At 73.7% G+C, this 14,868-nt stretch carries 17 protein-coding genes; 4 read left to right on the plus strand and 13 right to left on the minus strand.

Going from position 1 to position 14,868, the window contains the following annotated elements; genetic code table 11:
• Window positions 1-927 (plus strand): NAD-dependent epimerase/dehydratase family protein, encoded by a 927-nt coding sequence (locus H958_RS41885; protein WP_037412190.1) that lies wholly within the window; start codon window positions 1-3, stop codon window positions 925-927.
• Here H958_RS41885 and H958_RS0131765 read toward each other — a convergent pair.
• The 3 genes from H958_RS0131765 to H958_RS0131775 are packed head-to-tail and all read right to left on the minus strand — an operon-like array spanning window position 884 to window position 3,440.
• Window positions 884-1,669 (minus strand): endo alpha-1,4 polygalactosaminidase, encoded by a 786-nt coding sequence (locus tag H958_RS0131765; protein ID WP_028061603.1) that lies wholly within the window; start codon window positions 1,667-1,669, stop codon window positions 884-886. The genes H958_RS41885 and H958_RS0131765 overlap by 44 nt on opposite strands.
• Window positions 1,621-2,595, minus strand: coding sequence for a Vgb family protein (locus H958_RS0131770; RefSeq protein ID WP_028061604.1), 975 nt, complete (start codon window positions 2,593-2,595; stop codon window positions 1,621-1,623). The genes H958_RS0131765 and H958_RS0131770 overlap by 49 nt, the downstream gene beginning before the upstream one ends.
• Entirely contained in the window at window positions 2,592-3,440 is an 849-nt protein-coding gene (locus H958_RS0131775) for a trypsin-like peptidase domain-containing protein (protein WP_028061605.1), read from the minus strand. Before H958_RS0131775 ends, H958_RS0131770 begins: the two co-directional genes overlap by 4 nt.
• 156 nt (window positions 3,441-3,596) lie before the next feature.
• On the opposite strand from H958_RS0131775, the gene H958_RS44515 reads away from it, so the two are divergent.
• A complete protein-coding gene (locus tag H958_RS44515; RefSeq protein ID WP_028061606.1) occupies window positions 3,597-4,412 on the plus strand; it encodes an SCO family protein in 816 nt (271 codons plus the stop codon).
• On the opposite strand, the gene H958_RS0131785 is transcribed toward H958_RS44515, so the two are convergent.
• From H958_RS0131785 to H958_RS0131795, 3 genes are all read right to left on the minus strand, one after another.
• Window positions 4,409-5,167: an ArsR/SmtB family transcription factor gene (locus H958_RS0131785; protein ID WP_028061607.1), complete on the minus strand. Its 759-nt coding sequence runs from the start codon at window positions 5,165-5,167 to the stop codon at window positions 4,409-4,411. The two genes, H958_RS44515 and H958_RS0131785, sit on opposite strands and share 4 nt — an antisense overlap.
• 214 nt (window positions 5,168-5,381) lie before the next feature.
• Window positions 5,382-6,281, minus strand: coding sequence for an SDR family oxidoreductase (locus H958_RS0131790; RefSeq protein ID WP_028061608.1), 900 nt, complete (start codon window positions 6,279-6,281; stop codon window positions 5,382-5,384).
• 55 nt (window positions 6,282-6,336) lie between these two features.
• Window positions 6,337-7,716, minus strand: coding sequence for an aminotransferase-like domain-containing protein (locus H958_RS0131795; protein WP_196807663.1), 1,380 nt, complete (start codon window positions 7,714-7,716; stop codon window positions 6,337-6,339).
• A 139-nt stretch (window positions 7,717-7,855) separates the two neighbouring features.
• Here H958_RS0131795 and H958_RS41895 point away from each other — a divergent pair, with 139 nt between their 5' ends.
• A complete protein-coding gene (locus H958_RS41895) occupies window positions 7,856-8,821 on the plus strand; it encodes a DMT family transporter (protein ID WP_196807664.1) in 966 nt (321 codons plus the stop codon).
• Here H958_RS41895 and H958_RS45680 read toward each other — a convergent pair.
• On the minus strand, window positions 8,707-9,306 hold the full coding sequence (locus tag H958_RS45680; RefSeq protein WP_156028444.1) for a GNAT family N-acetyltransferase: 600 nt from the start codon (window positions 9,304-9,306) through the stop codon (window positions 8,707-8,709). The two genes, H958_RS41895 and H958_RS45680, sit on opposite strands and share 115 nt — an antisense overlap.
• Window positions 9,307-9,333: 27 nt before the next feature.
• On the opposite strand from H958_RS45680, the gene H958_RS0131810 reads away from it, so the two are divergent.
• A complete protein-coding gene (locus H958_RS0131810; RefSeq protein ID WP_028061611.1) occupies window positions 9,334-9,870 on the plus strand; it encodes a cysteine hydrolase family protein in 537 nt (178 codons plus the stop codon).
• A 57-nt stretch (window positions 9,871-9,927) separates the two neighbouring features.
• Here H958_RS0131810 and H958_RS47120 read toward each other — a convergent pair whose 3' ends face one another.
• From H958_RS47120 to zwf, 6 genes are read right to left on the minus strand one after another with little or no spacing between them, the layout of a single operon-like run.
• Window positions 9,928-10,098 (minus strand): hypothetical protein, encoded by a 171-nt coding sequence (locus tag H958_RS47120; RefSeq protein ID WP_156028445.1) that lies wholly within the window; start codon window positions 10,096-10,098, stop codon window positions 9,928-9,930.
• Between the two features lie 16 nt (window positions 10,099-10,114).
• A complete protein-coding gene (gene rpiB / locus H958_RS0131820; protein WP_028061612.1) occupies window positions 10,115-10,573 on the minus strand; it encodes a ribose 5-phosphate isomerase B in 459 nt (152 codons plus the stop codon).
• The gene (locus tag H958_RS41900) at window positions 10,570-11,580 is read right to left on the minus strand and encodes an ROK family protein (RefSeq protein WP_051325092.1); all 1,011 of its coding nucleotides are present in this window, start codon (window positions 11,578-11,580) and stop codon (window positions 10,570-10,572) included. The genes rpiB and H958_RS41900 overlap by 4 nt, the downstream gene beginning before the upstream one ends.
• On the minus strand, window positions 11,577-12,266 hold the full coding sequence (gene pgl, locus H958_RS0131830) for a 6-phosphogluconolactonase (protein ID WP_037412193.1): 690 nt from the start codon (window positions 12,264-12,266) through the stop codon (window positions 11,577-11,579). The genes H958_RS41900 and pgl overlap by 4 nt, the downstream gene beginning before the upstream one ends.
• Window positions 12,266-13,318 carry a glucose-6-phosphate dehydrogenase assembly protein OpcA gene (locus H958_RS0131835; RefSeq protein ID WP_028061614.1) on the minus strand — a complete coding sequence of 351 codons (1,053 nt, stop codon included), beginning with the start codon at window positions 13,316-13,318 and terminating at the stop codon, window positions 12,266-12,268. The genes pgl and H958_RS0131835 overlap by 1 nt, the downstream gene beginning before the upstream one ends.
• 3 nt (window positions 13,319-13,321) lie before the next feature.
• Window positions 13,322-14,866, minus strand: a complete 1,545-nt coding sequence (zwf, locus tag H958_RS0131840; protein WP_028061615.1) for a glucose-6-phosphate dehydrogenase — start codon at window positions 14,864-14,866, stop codon at window positions 13,322-13,324.
• Between the last annotated feature and the right edge of the window lie 2 nt (window positions 14,867-14,868).

Here is a 14,868-nt window from a genome sequence, read left to right on the forward strand (position 1 = left end):
ATGACGCGACATGTCCTGGTCACCGGCGGCGCCGGCTTCATCGGATCCAATCTCGTCGACGCACTGCTCGACGAAGGGCGCGAGGTCACCGTCCTCGACGACCTCTCGACCGGATCCCGGCACAATCTCGTCGGCGCGCTCAACCGCGGCGCGCGGCTGATAAACGGCTCCATCGGCGACCGGGACGCGATCGCGAAGGCGATGCGGCCCGTGCCCGACACGGTGTTCCACCTCGCGGCGCAGATCGACGTGCGCCGCGCGGTCGCCGATCCCGAGCACGACGCGAAGGTGAACCTGCTCGGGACGATCGCCGTGCTGGAGGGCGCCCGTGCGGCGGGCGTCCGGCGGATCGTGCTGGCATCGACGGGCGGCGCGATCTACGGCGACGCGGAGACGATTCCGACGCCGGAGACCGCCGAGCCGCGCCCGCTCTCCCCCTACGCGGCGAGCAAGGCGGCGGCCGAGAGCTACTGCATGCTCTACTCGCGCCTGTACGGCCTCGAGTGCTTCACGCTGCGGCTCGCCAACGTCTACGGCCCGCGCCAGGACCCGCGCGGCGAGGCCGGCGTGATCGCGCTGTTCTGCGCGAACGAGACCGGCGTGGCCACGGTCTTCGGCGACGGGCGCCAGACGCGCGACTTCGTCTATGTCGGCGACGTCGTCGACGCGTTCGTCCGCGCAGGCAACGACATCCGCAACGGCATGTGCAACATCTCCACAGGCCGCGAGACCAGCGTGCTCGCGCTCGCGGCCGCCGTAGGCCTCGAGCCGGACTTCCGGCCCGAGCGCCCGGGAGAGATCCGCCGCTCGTGCCTCGATCCGTCGCTGGCCCGGCGCCTGCTCGGCTGGACGGCGCGCACGTCGCTTCAGGAGGGCCTGGCGCTCACCAGCACGGCTGCCGCCACGCGCCCAGCGAGACCCGCTTGAGCATCGCCATCAAGCCCATCGCGTTCGCGCGCGAGCAGAAGTCGCTCTGCCGGTACTCGGCGACGAAGACGGCCTTGCCCGCGCGTGTGAACGGCTCCAGGCGATCGCATTCGTCGTACTGGAAGCACTGCTCGTCGAGCGCCCAGTCGAAGTCGCGCACGAGCGAGCGGACCTGGTCTAGGTCGTTCTTGAGGCCGATCGAGAGCCCGCGCCGGTGCGCCGCGCGCGCGAGGAAGCGGTTGTAGCGCAGCTGGTCGGCGCCGCGCAGGCGAAAGCCGGAGCGGTTCGCGTAGCCGTCGACGTTGTCGGCCTCGACGGCGTCGAAGCCCTTGCGCCGGCAGAGGTCGAGCCGCCGCTCCATGATCGTCCCGAGCGTACGCAGGCGGCGGATGTCGAGCCAGCGCTCGCCCCGCCAGCCCTCGAGCGCGCGGCCGCGCACCGAGCGCGGGAACCGGCGCGCGTCAGGCCGCCAGCGCTCGTAGGAGCCGGCGCTGAAGTAGCAGACGACGTGGGTGCCGCGGGCGTGGAGCTGCTGGATCGCCGAGGTCGGCGTGTCGAACAGGTCGACGTCGTACATGTCCGCGGGGACGCCGAGGTCCAGCTTGCCGTCCAGCTGCCACTGCCACGTCGTGCGCGGCGGCGGCACCCACTCGGCGGCCCGCGCCTGCGCCGGAGCGCAGAGCGCGAGGACCGTCAGCCACGCAGCCGCGTGACCGTGCCGCTGCGCGCGTCGACGATCCATGCGCCACCCGCTCCGACGGCGAGCGAGGTCGGGAAGCCGGACACGTGCGAGATCCGCTCGACCCCGCCCGTCTGCGGGTCGATCCGCTCGACCTCCCCGCCCTTCGTGTCGAGGACGAGGACGCCCTCGCGCGTGATCGCCAGCGCGCCCGGCGCGCCGCCGACCTTCACCGGCGCTCCTTGCCGCTGCCCGCTCGCGGCGCTCAGCCGCGTCACCGTGCCGTCGCCGCGGTTGGCGACCCAGACGCTGCCGAACCCGACCGCGAGGTCCTGCGGATCGCGCCCGACCGGCAGCCGCCGGCCGATCACGAGGTTCTCGCGCGGGTCCAGGCGCGCGACCGTGCCGTCGCCGGCGTTGACGACCCACACGTAGCCGGCGCCGACCGCCAGCGCGGCGGGGAAGCTGCCGGTCCGGACGGGCTTGCCGACGACCCGGTTGGAGATCGGGTCGATCCGCGTGACCGTGCCCTGCAGGCCGTTGGTGACGAACACGCCGTCAGGGCTGGCCGCCACGTCGACGGCGTCCGTGCCGATCGGGATCCGGCGGCCGCTGCCGGGCAGCAGCGGGTCCAGCCGCGTCACCGTATCGTCGCCCGCGTCGGCGGTCCAGACCGAGCCGGCGCCGACGGCGACGCGCAGCGGCGCCGACCCGGTCGTGTGGGGCGCCGGGCGCGAGGAGCCGGCCGCGGCGTCGATCGCGACGACGCGGTTGTCGCGGCCGGACACGACCCAGACCGTGTCGCCCTGGACGGCGACATCGGTCGGGACGCGGCCCACGTGCACGCCCGCCGCCGCCCTGACGGTCTCCGAGCCGCTGCGCGTGAGGACGACGATCAGCGCGGGCGCGATCACCACGACGAGCATCCCGATCACTGCGGCCAGCAGCGCCCAGCGGGGGAACGGCCTGCCCAGCGTTGCGGCGCTCATCCGTCGAGTGCCTCCGTGCCGGGCAGCCGCGTGGCGGGCACGGGCGCGTTGAGCCGCGCGTCGATCGCGCGGAAGCCGGGGTGGCCGGCACGGGCGAACGCGTCCTGCGCGCTCACGCAGCGATACTGATCGTGCCAGCCGACGTAGACCTGGCGCGGGCCGGGCCGGAGCTCGTCCAGGCGCCGGCGGATGTCGCTCCAGGGCAGCGTCAGGCCGGGCCCGGACGCGCGCGGCACGGCCATCCCGACGAGGCGTCCCGCCTGGTCGAGCACCGGACCGCCGGTGACCTCGGGAACGAGCGGGGCGTCGAGCGCGACCGCCGTGTGCAGCAGCGGCAGCCTCGCGTCGACCGGCGCCGGCCCGGCGCCGCTCGACGCGCGCACGGGGATGCTCACCAGCCCATAGGCGCCGGCGTCGGGATCCGTGCTGCGGCGGCCGACCGAGCGCAGCAGCTGCCCGGGCCCCGGCGCGGGCGCCGGCGCGGGCGAGAGCAGGCCGGGGATGCGCGGGTACGCCTCGACCAGCGCGATGTCGTCGCAGGGCGCACGCGCGACGATCCGCCCATGCAGCACGCCGAGCTGGGTCGAGAGCTTGAGCGAGCGTGCTCCCCAGACGGTATGGGCGGTCGTGACGATCAGCCCGCTGTCGCCGTTGACGACGATGCCGGAGCTGTGCACGTCATCGCTCCCGATCCGCGCGTCGATCGCCACGACGCCGAGCTCGAGCTTCTGGGCAGGTCTCGTCGCGGCGGGCGCCGGCGGGCGCTTGCCGCCGCCTCCGCAGGCGTTCAGCCCGCCCGCGCAGAGCAGTGCGATACCGCTTGCCATCAGGACGCGCCGGAGCATCTGCCGCGATCCTATGGGCCGCTTCTGGGGGTGGATAGATCGCCTCAAACGATTCCTGACGGCTTTTCGCGTATACGTCAGGGGGTTTCCGTAGAGCTGTCGCGTATCCCCCATCGATGCCTTTCTGCGGCCGTTCGGCGCCGGTAGAAACGCGGCGTGGCCTCCGCCGAAGTCTCCGAGCCGCTGCGCACCTCCGCCGGGCGCCGGCTGTTCCTGATGTTCCTGATGTGCGTGATGCTCGGCGGGCTCGGCGGGCTGCTCGCCGCGACGGTCCGCCACCCGCCGCCGGCACCCGTGCGTTTCACGCCTCCGCGCGAGGTCGCGTTCGACTTCCGCCTCCCCGATCAGAACGGCCGTCGGACCTCGCTCGCCGACGCTCGCGGCAGCGTGGTCGCGATGACCTTCGTCTACTCGACCTGCCGCGACCTGTGCCCGGCCGAGGGCCATGAGATCGCCGAGGCGATGGAGCACGTCCAGAGCCGGAACGTCCAGGCGTACTTCGTCAGCGTGGACCCGCTCGGCGACACGGCCGCTCGCGCGCGCGAGTGGATCGAGCGGCGCGAGCTGCCGCCCGATCGCACGCACTACCTGCTCGGCGGGCGCGCGCGGCTGCAGCCGGTCTGGAAGGCCTACGGCATCGTCCCGCTGGTCGCGGGTCCGAGCGAGGTCGCGGCGGCGGTGCAGGGCGCCGAGGCCTACTGGAAGGCCAACCCGTACAAGCCCGGGAGCTACTACGAGTACCGGTATCCGCCCGCGCGACCGGCGACCCCGCCATCGAAGGAGGCGTTCCCGAACACCGGCGACATGCAGTACCGCGGGCTCGCCCGCCATGCCGCCGGCTGGGACTACGAGCACTCCGCCTATGTGCTGCTGATCGACAAGCAGGGCGAGCAGCGCATCGGAATCCCGTTCGAGCAGCTGAGCGAGAAGTCGCTGGCGCGCGACATCCGCACGCTGCTCGCCGAGCGCTAACCGCCGCCGGTCGCCGCTCGCAGCCCGAAGTGAGCTTCCAGGCCGCGCCGGCCCTCCGGCGTCACCTTCACCGCACGCGACCCCGGCAGCGGGCGGATCCAGTCGAGCTCCTTGAGCCGGTGCGCCAGGGCGGCGCCGAGCGCGCCGCTCAGGTGGTGGTCCTGCTCGCTCCAGTCGACGCAGTAGCGGATCGGCGGGCGGCGGCCGGCGAGCGCGGCGTCGAGGTCGACCCCGAGCCGATCGAGCGCGCCGGCGCCGCGGTCGGAGAGGCGGTAGTCCACGTCGCGGCCGTACGCGGACGGCCGGTCCGCGTGCGCTCGCTCGCGGTGGTGGCGCCCGTCGCCTCCCTGCAGGATGCCGTCGCGCACCAGCGCGGCCATCAGGTCGACGCCGAGCCGGCCGGCCAGGTGGTCGTAGCACGTGCGCGCGGCGCGCAGGGCCTGCGCGCGCGTGCCGTCCTTGAGGCTCCGCACCGGGGCGGGCGGCGCGATCGCCGCGAGCGCCTCGATGGCGCGGCCGACGGCGGGGCCGGAGACGCGGAAGTAGCGGTGGCGGCCGCGCGACTCGACGGCCACGAGGCCGCCCTCGACGAGCCGCGCGAGGTGCGCGCTCGCGGTGGAGGCCGCGACGCCCGCCTCGGAAGCGAGCACGCTCGCGGGGAGCTCGCGTCCGTCGGCGAGCGCCATCAGCACGCGCGCGCGGGCGGGCTCGCCGATCAGTGCTCCCACGCTCGCGAGGTCGGTATCGCCGAGCATGCGATCGACGCTAGCGCGGGGACGCTTCGTCCCCGGACGAAGCGATCCAGATGGTTGATTTCGCGGCCGTCGTGCCCGGATGTGCGTGCACCGTGGATGCAGGGCGCCGCCCGCCACGCCCGCGATGTACCGGGCGTACCTCCGGGCCTGGCGGGTGGCGATCCTGCGCCGCGGGGCGCGTGCAGCCGGGTGCGAGGGTGGTGGAATCAACCATCTAGCGATAGCCCGTGTCGTCTGGGGACAGGCCCTTGTCGCGGTGCTCGAGGATGTAGCGCCATGCGTCCGGCCGGGTGCCGTCGATGTCGGTGAAGCCGTAGACCTGCGCGAGCCCGCCGCTCGAGAGCGACTGCCCGTTGAAGCGGGCGACCTCGGGATCGGTGGCGAGCGCCGCGACGGCGCGGCCGACGTAGCGCGGCGACTCCGAGATGCAGAAGTGCGGGATCCGCTCGGTCGCGTCGCGCCAGTTCTCCTCGGTCACGCCGAAGGCCTCGAGCATCATCTCCGAGCGCAGCCAGCCCGGCGTGAGCGCGACGGCGGTCGCGCCGCGCGGCCCGAGCTCCTGCGCCTGGTCCCAGGCGAGCCGGTTGATGCCGGTCTTCGCGAGGTCGTAGAAGACCGACTCGCGGTAGTGCGTCGCGTTGTACTCGACGGTGCCGTCACTGACCTCCACGAGCAGGCCGCCCGCGTGCTCGATCAGGAGCCCGAGCGCGAAGTGGCTCGTGATCAGGTGCGTCTCGATCGCGTTGCGGAGCATGCGCAGGCCCTTGGCGAGGTCGTGCTCCCAGACGGGAGTGTTGAACTCGAGCAGGCGCTCGCCGCCCCAGGCGTCGTTGACGAGCACGTCGAGCCGCCCCTGCTCCTGGCGGATGCGCGCCACGAGCGCCTCCACCTGCGCCGGATCGAGGTGGTCGGCCTGATGGGCGATGCCCGTGCCGCCGGCCTGCGTCACCAGCTCGGCGGTCTCCTCGATCGTTTCCAGGCGGTCGTAGTCCGAGCGCTGCGTGCGCGTGCTGCGGCCCGTGCAGTACACGGTCGCCCCGATCTCCCCGAGCCCGACGGCGATCCCGCGCCCCGCTCCGCGCGTGGCGCCGGCGACGAGCGCGATCACCGCCATGCGGCCGGGTCGAGCGCCGGCAGAGCGCTGCGCCGCGTGCCGGCGCTCGATCGCCTCACCGGACGGCGGCAAGCCGCTTGACACCTTCGGCGAGCCGCTCGGGCGGCTCGGCGGCGTAGGTGAGACGGACGAACGGGGCGGGCGGCTCAGCGGCGAAGAATGGGCGCCCAGGGTAGACGACCACGCCGGCCGCGGCCGCCCGCCGGGCGAGCTCGCGGTCGTCCTCGCCGGGATCGAGCCGGACCCAGAGGTTGATGCCGCCGGACGGGAGTCCCGCGAGCCTCGCCGCCGCGCGGTCTTCGAGCGGCCCCAGCTGCTCCTCAACCGCGGCGGCGAGCGCGTCGCGGCGCTCGCGCAGCACCTTGCGCAGCCGGCGCAGGTGGGCGCGCCAGGCGGGCGCGGCGACGAGCTCGAGCGCAGCCTCCTGCAGCGGCCCGGAGACGAACAAGTCCTCGACGATGCGGGCGGCGCGCAGGCGCGCGGCGGCCGGGCCGCGGGCGACGACCGCGCTGATGCGCAGGCTCGGCGCCGACGGCTTCGTCAGTGAGCGGACGTGGACGACGTGACCGTCCGGGTCGTCGTGGAAGAGCGGCGGCGGCGGCTCCGGGGCGCCGAGCGAGAGCTCGCGGAAGGCGTCGTCCTCGATCAGGAACGCGCCGGCCGCGCGCACGGCGGCGAGCACGTCGGCGCGGCGCTCGAGCGCGAGCGTCGCGCCGTGCGGGTTGGCGTGCACGGGCTGGAGGTAGACGAGCCGGGCGCCGGACTCGTGGAGCGCGTCGGCGAGCAGGTCGGGGCGCACGCCGTGCTCGTCGGCGGGGACCGGGACGGGTCTCAGGCCCTGCGTCCGGGCGGCCAGCAGCGCGCCGAGATAGGTCGGCGCCTCGACGATGACCGCCGCGCCCGGCGCCGCGAGGCCCCGCAGGCAGGTGCCGAGCGCGGCCTGGCCGCCCGGGCAGACGATCACGTCGCCCGCCGTCGCGCCGCCGCCGACGGCGGCCGCGAAGTGCGTGCGCATCCCCGCGAGCCCCTCCGCCGGCATCCGGTCCCAGACACCTGGGCGGCGCGCGGCGCGGGCGAGCGCGGCACCCAGCGCGGCGACCGGCTGGAGCTCGGCGGGCAGGTATCCGGTCGACAGCACGATCACGTCCGGATCCGGCACCTGGAGCAGCGCCTCCAGCGGGTCGGCGTCGATCGCCCGCGGCCCGAGCGCCACGGTCTGCCACGAGTGGTCCGGCGCCGCCGCGGGCACGCTCGCGCGAGCGGCGACGAACGTCCCCCGCCCCGGCCGCGCCTCCACCAGCCCGCGCGCCGCCAGCGCGGCGATCGCACGCTGCACGGTCGCGGGCCCGGCGCGATGGCGCGCCATCAGCTCGCGCACCGACGGCAGCCGGTCGCCGGCAGCCGCGTCCGCGACCACCGCCTCCAGGTCCGCCACGATGGGCCCCGTTGCGATGATGCCTGGTGCAGTGTTACCGTTCGGCATGGAAGATTCGAGTAACGCTACCGACGCCGCGCCGGTAACGCAAGGGACGGGCGACGCCGCGCGAGACTCGAGCGGCGGCGATGCGGTTGTCGTGCGCGCCGCCGCCTGGGGCGCGGTCGGGGTGCTGGCGTTCTCGTTCTCGCTGCCCGCCACCCGGCTCGCCGTGCGCGACCTCGATCCGACCTTCGTCGGCCTCGGCCGGGCGCTCGTCGCCGCGGCCCTGGCGGCGGCGCTGCTCGCGGTCACGCGCGCGCCGCTCCCGCGCCGCGCCGACCTCCCCCGCTTCGCGCTCGTCGGCATCGGCGTCGTGATCGGGTTCCCCATCTGCACGTCGCTAGCGCTCGAGCACCTCTCCTCCGCCCACGCCAGCGTGATCGTCGGGATGCTCCCCGCCTCCACCGCCGCCCTCGCGGTCGCGCGCGCGGGCGAGCGGCCTCCGCGAGCGTTCTGGGCCGCCGCCGCGGCTGGGCTCGCCGCGGTGCTCGCGTTCGCCGCCACCCAGGGCGCCCACGGCATCGAGGCCGCCGACCTGCTGGTGCTCGCAGCGGTCGCGCTCGCCGCGCTGGGCTACGCGGAAGGAGGCGCGCTGTCGCGCACCTACGGCGGCTGGCAGGTGATCTGCTGGGCGCTGATCCTCACCGCGCCCGCGCTGGTGATCCCCGTGGCGATCAGCGCCGCCGCGCACGGCGTCCACGCCGGCACCACCGAGTGGCTCGGCTTCGCCTACGTCTCGCTGATCTCGATGTTCCTCGGCTTCTTCGCCTGGTACCGCGGGCTCGCCCTCGGCGGCGTCGCCAGGATCGGCCAGCTCCAGCTCGCGCAGCCGGTCCTCACGCTCGTGTGGTCCGCCCTGGTCCTCGGGGAGCGGATCACCGCCGCGATGGCGATCGCCGCGCTGGTCGTGCTCGCCTGCGTCCTCGCGACCCAGCGGACGCGCCGCGCTCAGCCGACGACGAAGGCGGACGGCGGCTCGCCCGAGACCTCGGCCGCCACCCGCCGCAGCGGCCCGCGCTCCCACGCGGCCCGCAGCAGCGAGAACACGACCACGTCGTGGTAGACGTCGCCGTGCCGGTGCCAGGCCGCCAGCACGCCCTCGCGGTGGAAGCCGACGCGCTCGAGCGCCGTCTGCGAGCGCCCGTTGCGGGTGTTCGCCCACGCCGTCAGGCGGTGCAGGCCGAGCGATTCGAACGCGAGCTCGGCGATCAGCGCCTTGGCCTCGAAGTTCGCGCCTGATCCCCACCACGGCTTCCCGATCCAGGAGCCGACCGTCGCGCGCCGGTCGCGCGCCGAGAGCTCCGAGATGCCCGTCACGCCGATCGGCCCGTCCTCGCGATGGACGATCAGGAAGTCGAGCAGGTCGCCGCGCTCGCGCCGCGCGGGCAGCGACGCGACGTACGCGTCAGGCTCGTCCGGCGACCCGTACGGCCCCCACGAGAAGAAGCGCGTGACGGCCGGATCGGAGCCCAGCTCGAACAGGCGCGGGACGTCGTTCGCGGCCGGGTAGCGCAGGCTGAGCGTCGGACCGCTGACGGTGACTGACACCGCGCCGATGCTATACACGCGCACCTGATGTCCCGTACCGCCCTGCTCGTGATCGACATGCTCAACGCGTACGAGCACGCCGACGCCGAGCGCCTCACCGAGAGCGTCGAAAGGGTCCTGCCCGCGATGGCGCACACGATCCAGCGCGCCGGGGACGCCGGCGTGCTCACGATCTACGTCAACGACAACTTCGGCGCCTGGACCTCCAACCGCGACACGCTCGTCAAGGAGGCGATGGGCGGGAAGTTCTCGCACCTCGTCGAGCCGATCCTGCCCAAGGACGACACGCTGTTCGTCGTCAAGGCCCGCCATTCGACCTTCTACCAGACGCCGCTCGAGTACCTCCTCGGCCAGGAGGAGGTCGACCACGTGGTGATGGTCGGTCAGGTGACCGAGCAGTGCATCCTCTACTCGGCGCTGGACGCCTACATCCGCCACCTCCGCGTCACGGTCCCGCGCGATGCCGTCGCGTGCATCCACGAGGACCTCGCCGACGCGGCGCTGAAGATGATGGCCGTCAACATGGACGCCGAGATCGCCGACGCCGCGGAACTTGGCTTCTAGGGCCGGTCTTGCGCGCCCGCAGCGCGCCGTCGGCCGCCTCGAGCAGCTCGAACCCGGTCAGGAGTCGGTGGCCTCGTAGGCCTCCGAGGCGACCAGCTCCTGGAGCTCCTCCGCGGACGCCCCGCGCTCGTGGGCCGAGCCGAGGTGCTCTCCGAGCCGGCCCTTCAGCTCCTCGTCGGACTCGGCCGAGATCGTCTCGCCGCAGATGTCGCATTCGACCACGCGCATGAGCGTCTCCTTCCCGTCAGTCGTCCCGCAGGAACTCCCGTTCGATGCCGTCGATCTTGGCGAGCCGCCGCTCGTGGCGCTCCTCGCCGGTGAAGTCCGCAGACAGGTAGGCGCGGATGATGTCCGACGCGAGCGCCGGCCCGACGACGCGCCCGCCGAGGCAGACGATGTTGACCTTGTCGTGCTCGACCGCCTGGTGGGCCGTGTAGGTGTCGTGCGCGACGGCCGCGCGGATGCCCGGGAACTTGCACGCGGCGACGGCCACGCCGGCGCCCGAGCCGCACACGAGCACGGCACGGTCGGCGTCGCCGCTGCGGATCGCCTCCGCCGCGGCGCGCGCGGTGTCCGGGTAGTCGACCGGGTCGGTCGACCAGGTCCCGAGGTCGATCACCTCGTGCCCCTCCGCCGCGACGGCGTCGAGGACCATCGGCTTCAAGGGGAAGCCGGCGTGATCGAAGGCGCACGCGATCCTCATGCGAGCTCGCTCTGGTCGCCGGACACCGCGCCCTGGAGATCGCCGCCGGTGTCCTGGGCGTGCTCCTGCGCGGCGAGCAGCGCCGCCCCGTACACGCCGGCGCGCGGACCGTGGCGCGCGATCCGGATCGTCGTGTGCGTGCCCAGCCCCGGCACGACGTGCCGGTATGCCGCGTCGCGAGCCGGCTCGACGAGCATCTCGCCCGCGCGCGACACGCCGCCGCCGATCACGACCTCGAGCGGGTCGAACGTGTTGATCGCGTTCGCGATGCCGATGCCGAGCCGGTGTCCGAGCACGCGCAGGCAGTACAGCGACGCCGCGTCGCCGGCCCTGGCGCCGTCGACGACGTCGGTGCCGGTCACGACGCCGCGGTCGGCGCGGCTGCGGCCGAGGTGGGAGTCGGGGTACTGCGTCGCCGCGCGCGCCGCGAGCCGGTCGAGCGCCCGGCCGGACGCGAGCGTCTCGAGCGAGCCTCGCTGGGGGAACGGCTCCTCGGCGCCCTCGTCGCCGTCGGTCAGCTCGCGCCCGATGATCCAGTGGCCGACCTCTGCGGCCGACGTGCGCGCGCCGCGGTAGAGCTTGCCGTTGAGCACCCAGCCGCCGCCCACGCCCGTGCCGATCGTGAACATCACGAGCTCCGGGCACGTCAGCCGGCCGTCCTCGAACGCCTCGGCCAGCGCCGCGCAGGACGCGTCGTTCTCGACGTGCACCGGAACGCCGACGCGCTCGGTCAGCAGCTCGCGCAGCGGGAGGTCCTTGAGCGGGATGTTGACGCTCGACAGGATCCGCCCGGTCGCGAACTCGATCACCGACGGCAGGCCGATGCCGATCGCGCGCGTGTCGGCGCCTCGGGAGGCCTCCAGCCGTCCCGCGAGCTGCTCGACGAGCGCCTCCTGGGACGACTGCTCGGTATACGTGACCTCCGGCTCGGTGAACGCGCCGTCCTGGAGCTTGGCGATCGCGATCTTGGTGCCGCCGACGTCGACGCCGATGAACTGGTCGCTCACGGCGACAGCTCCTTCGCAGCCGCCGCGTCGCACAGCACCAGCAGCTCGCCCGACTCGGGGCGGACGTGCGCGGCGGGCGAGCTCGGATCGGCCGGATCGCCGAACGCCCGCCTCATCGCCGGCGCCTTGTCCTCCCCCGTGACGAGGAACACCACGCGCCGCGCGGCGTTGAGCGCCGGCAGCGTGAGGCTGATGCGCGGGATGAGCGGGTCCCAGCCCGCGTGCTCGACGCCGGCGACGAGCCGCGACCGTTCCTGCACCTCGGGCTTGCCCGGGAACAGCGACGCGACATGGGAGTCGGGGCCGAGGCCGAGCAGCAGCAGGTCCCAGCGCGGGTCGCCGCCGAGCCGCTCGCGCACCAGCGCCTCGTAGTTGGCGGCGCCGGTCTCCGGCCCCAGCTCCCCCTCCATGCGCACGACCTCGGGCCGCTGGTCCTTGGGCAGCCGCCCGATCAGCGCGCCGTCGGCGAGTCCGAAGTTCGAGCGCCCGTCGGCCGGCGGCACGCAGCGCTCGTCGCTGAACCAGACCGTCGCGCCGCTCCAGTCGGTCCCGGCGCGCGCCGCGGTCTCGTACGCGCGCCGCGGCGTCGAGCCGCCGGTCAGCACGATCTGGCCGCCGCGCGCGGCGGCCTCGGTCAGCATCTCGGCGACCGGCGCGGCCGGATCTTCAAGGACTCGTATCTCCATCAGTCAACCATCACGCGGGCACACCCGAGGGCGGGACGATATGTGGGATCGCGCAGCAACGCCTGCCGGACGCCCTCGCCCAGGATTCCGCCTTCACCACGCGAGGCGCCCATGACCGTCCAGGCCCGCTCCTTGCCGTTGCGCTCGCGCCGCATCGCGCGCAGGCCGCCCGGCGCACGGTCCAGCGCCACCGCCTCGCCCGAGGCGAGCTCGAGCGTCACGCCCGCGAGGCCGGGAGCGTTCTGGTCGACGGACTCGAGCGAGACGCGGATGTCGTGCCGGCGCGTGGTCGCGTGGCCCGACCAGCGCCCGCGGGCGTGGTGCAACGCGCCCGGCTTCCAGCCCAGCCGCGAGCTGAGCCAGCCGACGTAGAGCAGCGCGCTGGCGAGCGAGTCCTCGCGGTGGCGCACCGTCACGCCCGAGATCGCGCGCAGCTCCGGCCGCCGGCGCGGCGCGTCGAACGCCGCCGCCACGCGCTCGCGCCACGGCGTCGAGCGCAGCCACGCGAGGTCGACCACGTAGGTGTCGTTGGCGAGGTCGGCGACGCGGTCCAGCGCCGCCTCCACGTCGGGCTCGTCCTGCGAGTCGACGAGGACGATCTGCGCGAGCCGGCGCAGGGCGTCGACCGCCTCGCCGTGCCCGTGCGGCGACCACACCATCGTCGCCAGGTCGCTCACCACCAGCGGGTCGACGATCGTGTCGAGCTTGGCGAGATGGCGCTCGCCGACGAGCAGCTCGATGCGCTCGCGCCCGATCGAGATCGTGCCCGCCTTGGTCGCTTCGTCGGTGCCGATCGAGGCCCAGGCGGCGAGCTTGGTCCGGCCTGGCTCGACGGCGCACAGGACCAGGCGCGACGGGTGGTAGCGCCCGACGCGCTCGAGCCGGTTCTCGATCTCGCCGCGGAACTCCCGGTCGACGATCACGACCATGTTCATCACGCGCGCCGGGACGTACGCCCGCTCCTCCTTGAAGCGGTTGACGAACAGCCGCCGCAGCGCGGCCTCGATCCGCGCCGGGGTCGTGTCGTCCTCGCGCCAGACGTCCTCGGACATGCCCTAGAGCCCCCTCCAGCGGCGCGGGGCGATGAGGTCGTCCGCCGCCTTCGGCCCGGCGGTCCCGGAGGGGTACCGGTACAGCGGCATGTCGTCGTCGTCGTGCCAGGCCGTGAGGATCGGGTCGATGATCGACCACTGCGCGTCGACCTCGTCGTTGCGGGTGAAGAGCGTCGCGTCGCCGCGCATGGCGTCGAGGATCAGCCGCTCGTAGGCCTCCGGCGACTCCGACATGAACGCCGAGCCGTAGAGGAACTCCATGTTGACGGGGCGGATGCGCATCGAGGAGCCCGGGATCTTCGCCCCGAGCGAGAGCGAGACGCCCTCGTTCGGCTGGACGGTGAGGATCAGCTGGTTCGGCTGCACGCCGACCGAGCCCTGCGACTTGAATGCCAGGTGCGGCACCGGCTTGAGCTCCACCGCGATCTCGGTCACCTTGCGCGCGAGGTGCTTGCCGGTGCGCAGGAAGATCGGCACCCCGGCCCAGCGCCAGTTGTGCACCTCGAGCTTGAGCGCCGCGTAGGTCTCGGTGCGCGAGTCCTCCGGCACGCCGTCCTCCTCGAGATAGCCGACGACGTCCTCGCCCGCCTCGGTGCCGGCGGTGTACTGCGCGCGCACCGTGTCGCGCCGCACCTGCTCCGGCGTCGGCGGCGTGATCGCCTGCAGCACCTTGACCTTCTCGTCGCGCACCTTGTTGGCCTCGAACGAGGCCGGCGGCTCCATGCAGACCAGCGTCAGCAGCTGCAGCATGTGGTTCTGCACGAGGTCGCGCAGCGCGCCGGCGTGGTCGTAGTAGCCCGCGCGCGAGCCGATGCCGATGTCCTCGGCCGCGGTGATCTGGATGTGGTCGATGTAGTTGCGGTTCCAGACCGGCTCGAACATGAAGTTGGCGAACCGGAACGCCATCACGTTCTGGACGGTCTCCTTGCCCAGGTAGTGGTCGATGCGGAAGACCTGGCGCTCGCGGAACGTGGTCGAGACCACGGCCTGCAACTCGCGCGCGGACTCGAGGTCGGTGCCGAACGGCTTCTCGATGACCGCCCGCACGTCGACGTCGGGGTCGTAGTTGAGGGCGGCCTCCTTGAGCGCCTTCGTGATCACCGGGAAGAACTCGGGCGCGGTGGAGAGATAGAACGCCCGGTTGAGCTTGCCGCCGTCCTCGTCGAGCGCCTCGATCGCCGTGCGCAGGCGGCCGTAGCCCTCCTGGTCGTCGAACGAGAAGCCGATGTACTGCATCCGCCCGAGCAGCCCCTCGAGCACCGTCGCGTCCGGCTCGCGGCGCGAGAACGCGGTGATCGACTCGCGCGCGAACTGGCGGAAGTCGTCGTCTGACTGGTCGCGGCGGGAGACGCCGATCAGGTTGAAGCGCTCCGGTAGCGCCCCCTCGTGCGCGAGGTTGTACAGCGCGGGCAGCAGCTTGCGCCGCGCCAGGTCGCCCGTGGCGCCGAAGATGGTCAGCGTCGTGGGCGGGACGGGCAGGCGCTCCAACCCGGCGATCAGGGGGTTCTCGCCGAGGGCGCGCGGATCTGGCTTGACATGGACGGCCATGG

The sequence above is a fragment of the Candidatus Solirubrobacter pratensis genome, assembly GCF_000425945.1.
Classification (GTDB): Bacteria; Actinomycetota; Thermoleophilia; order Solirubrobacterales; family Solirubrobacteraceae; genus Solirubrobacter; species Solirubrobacter pratensis.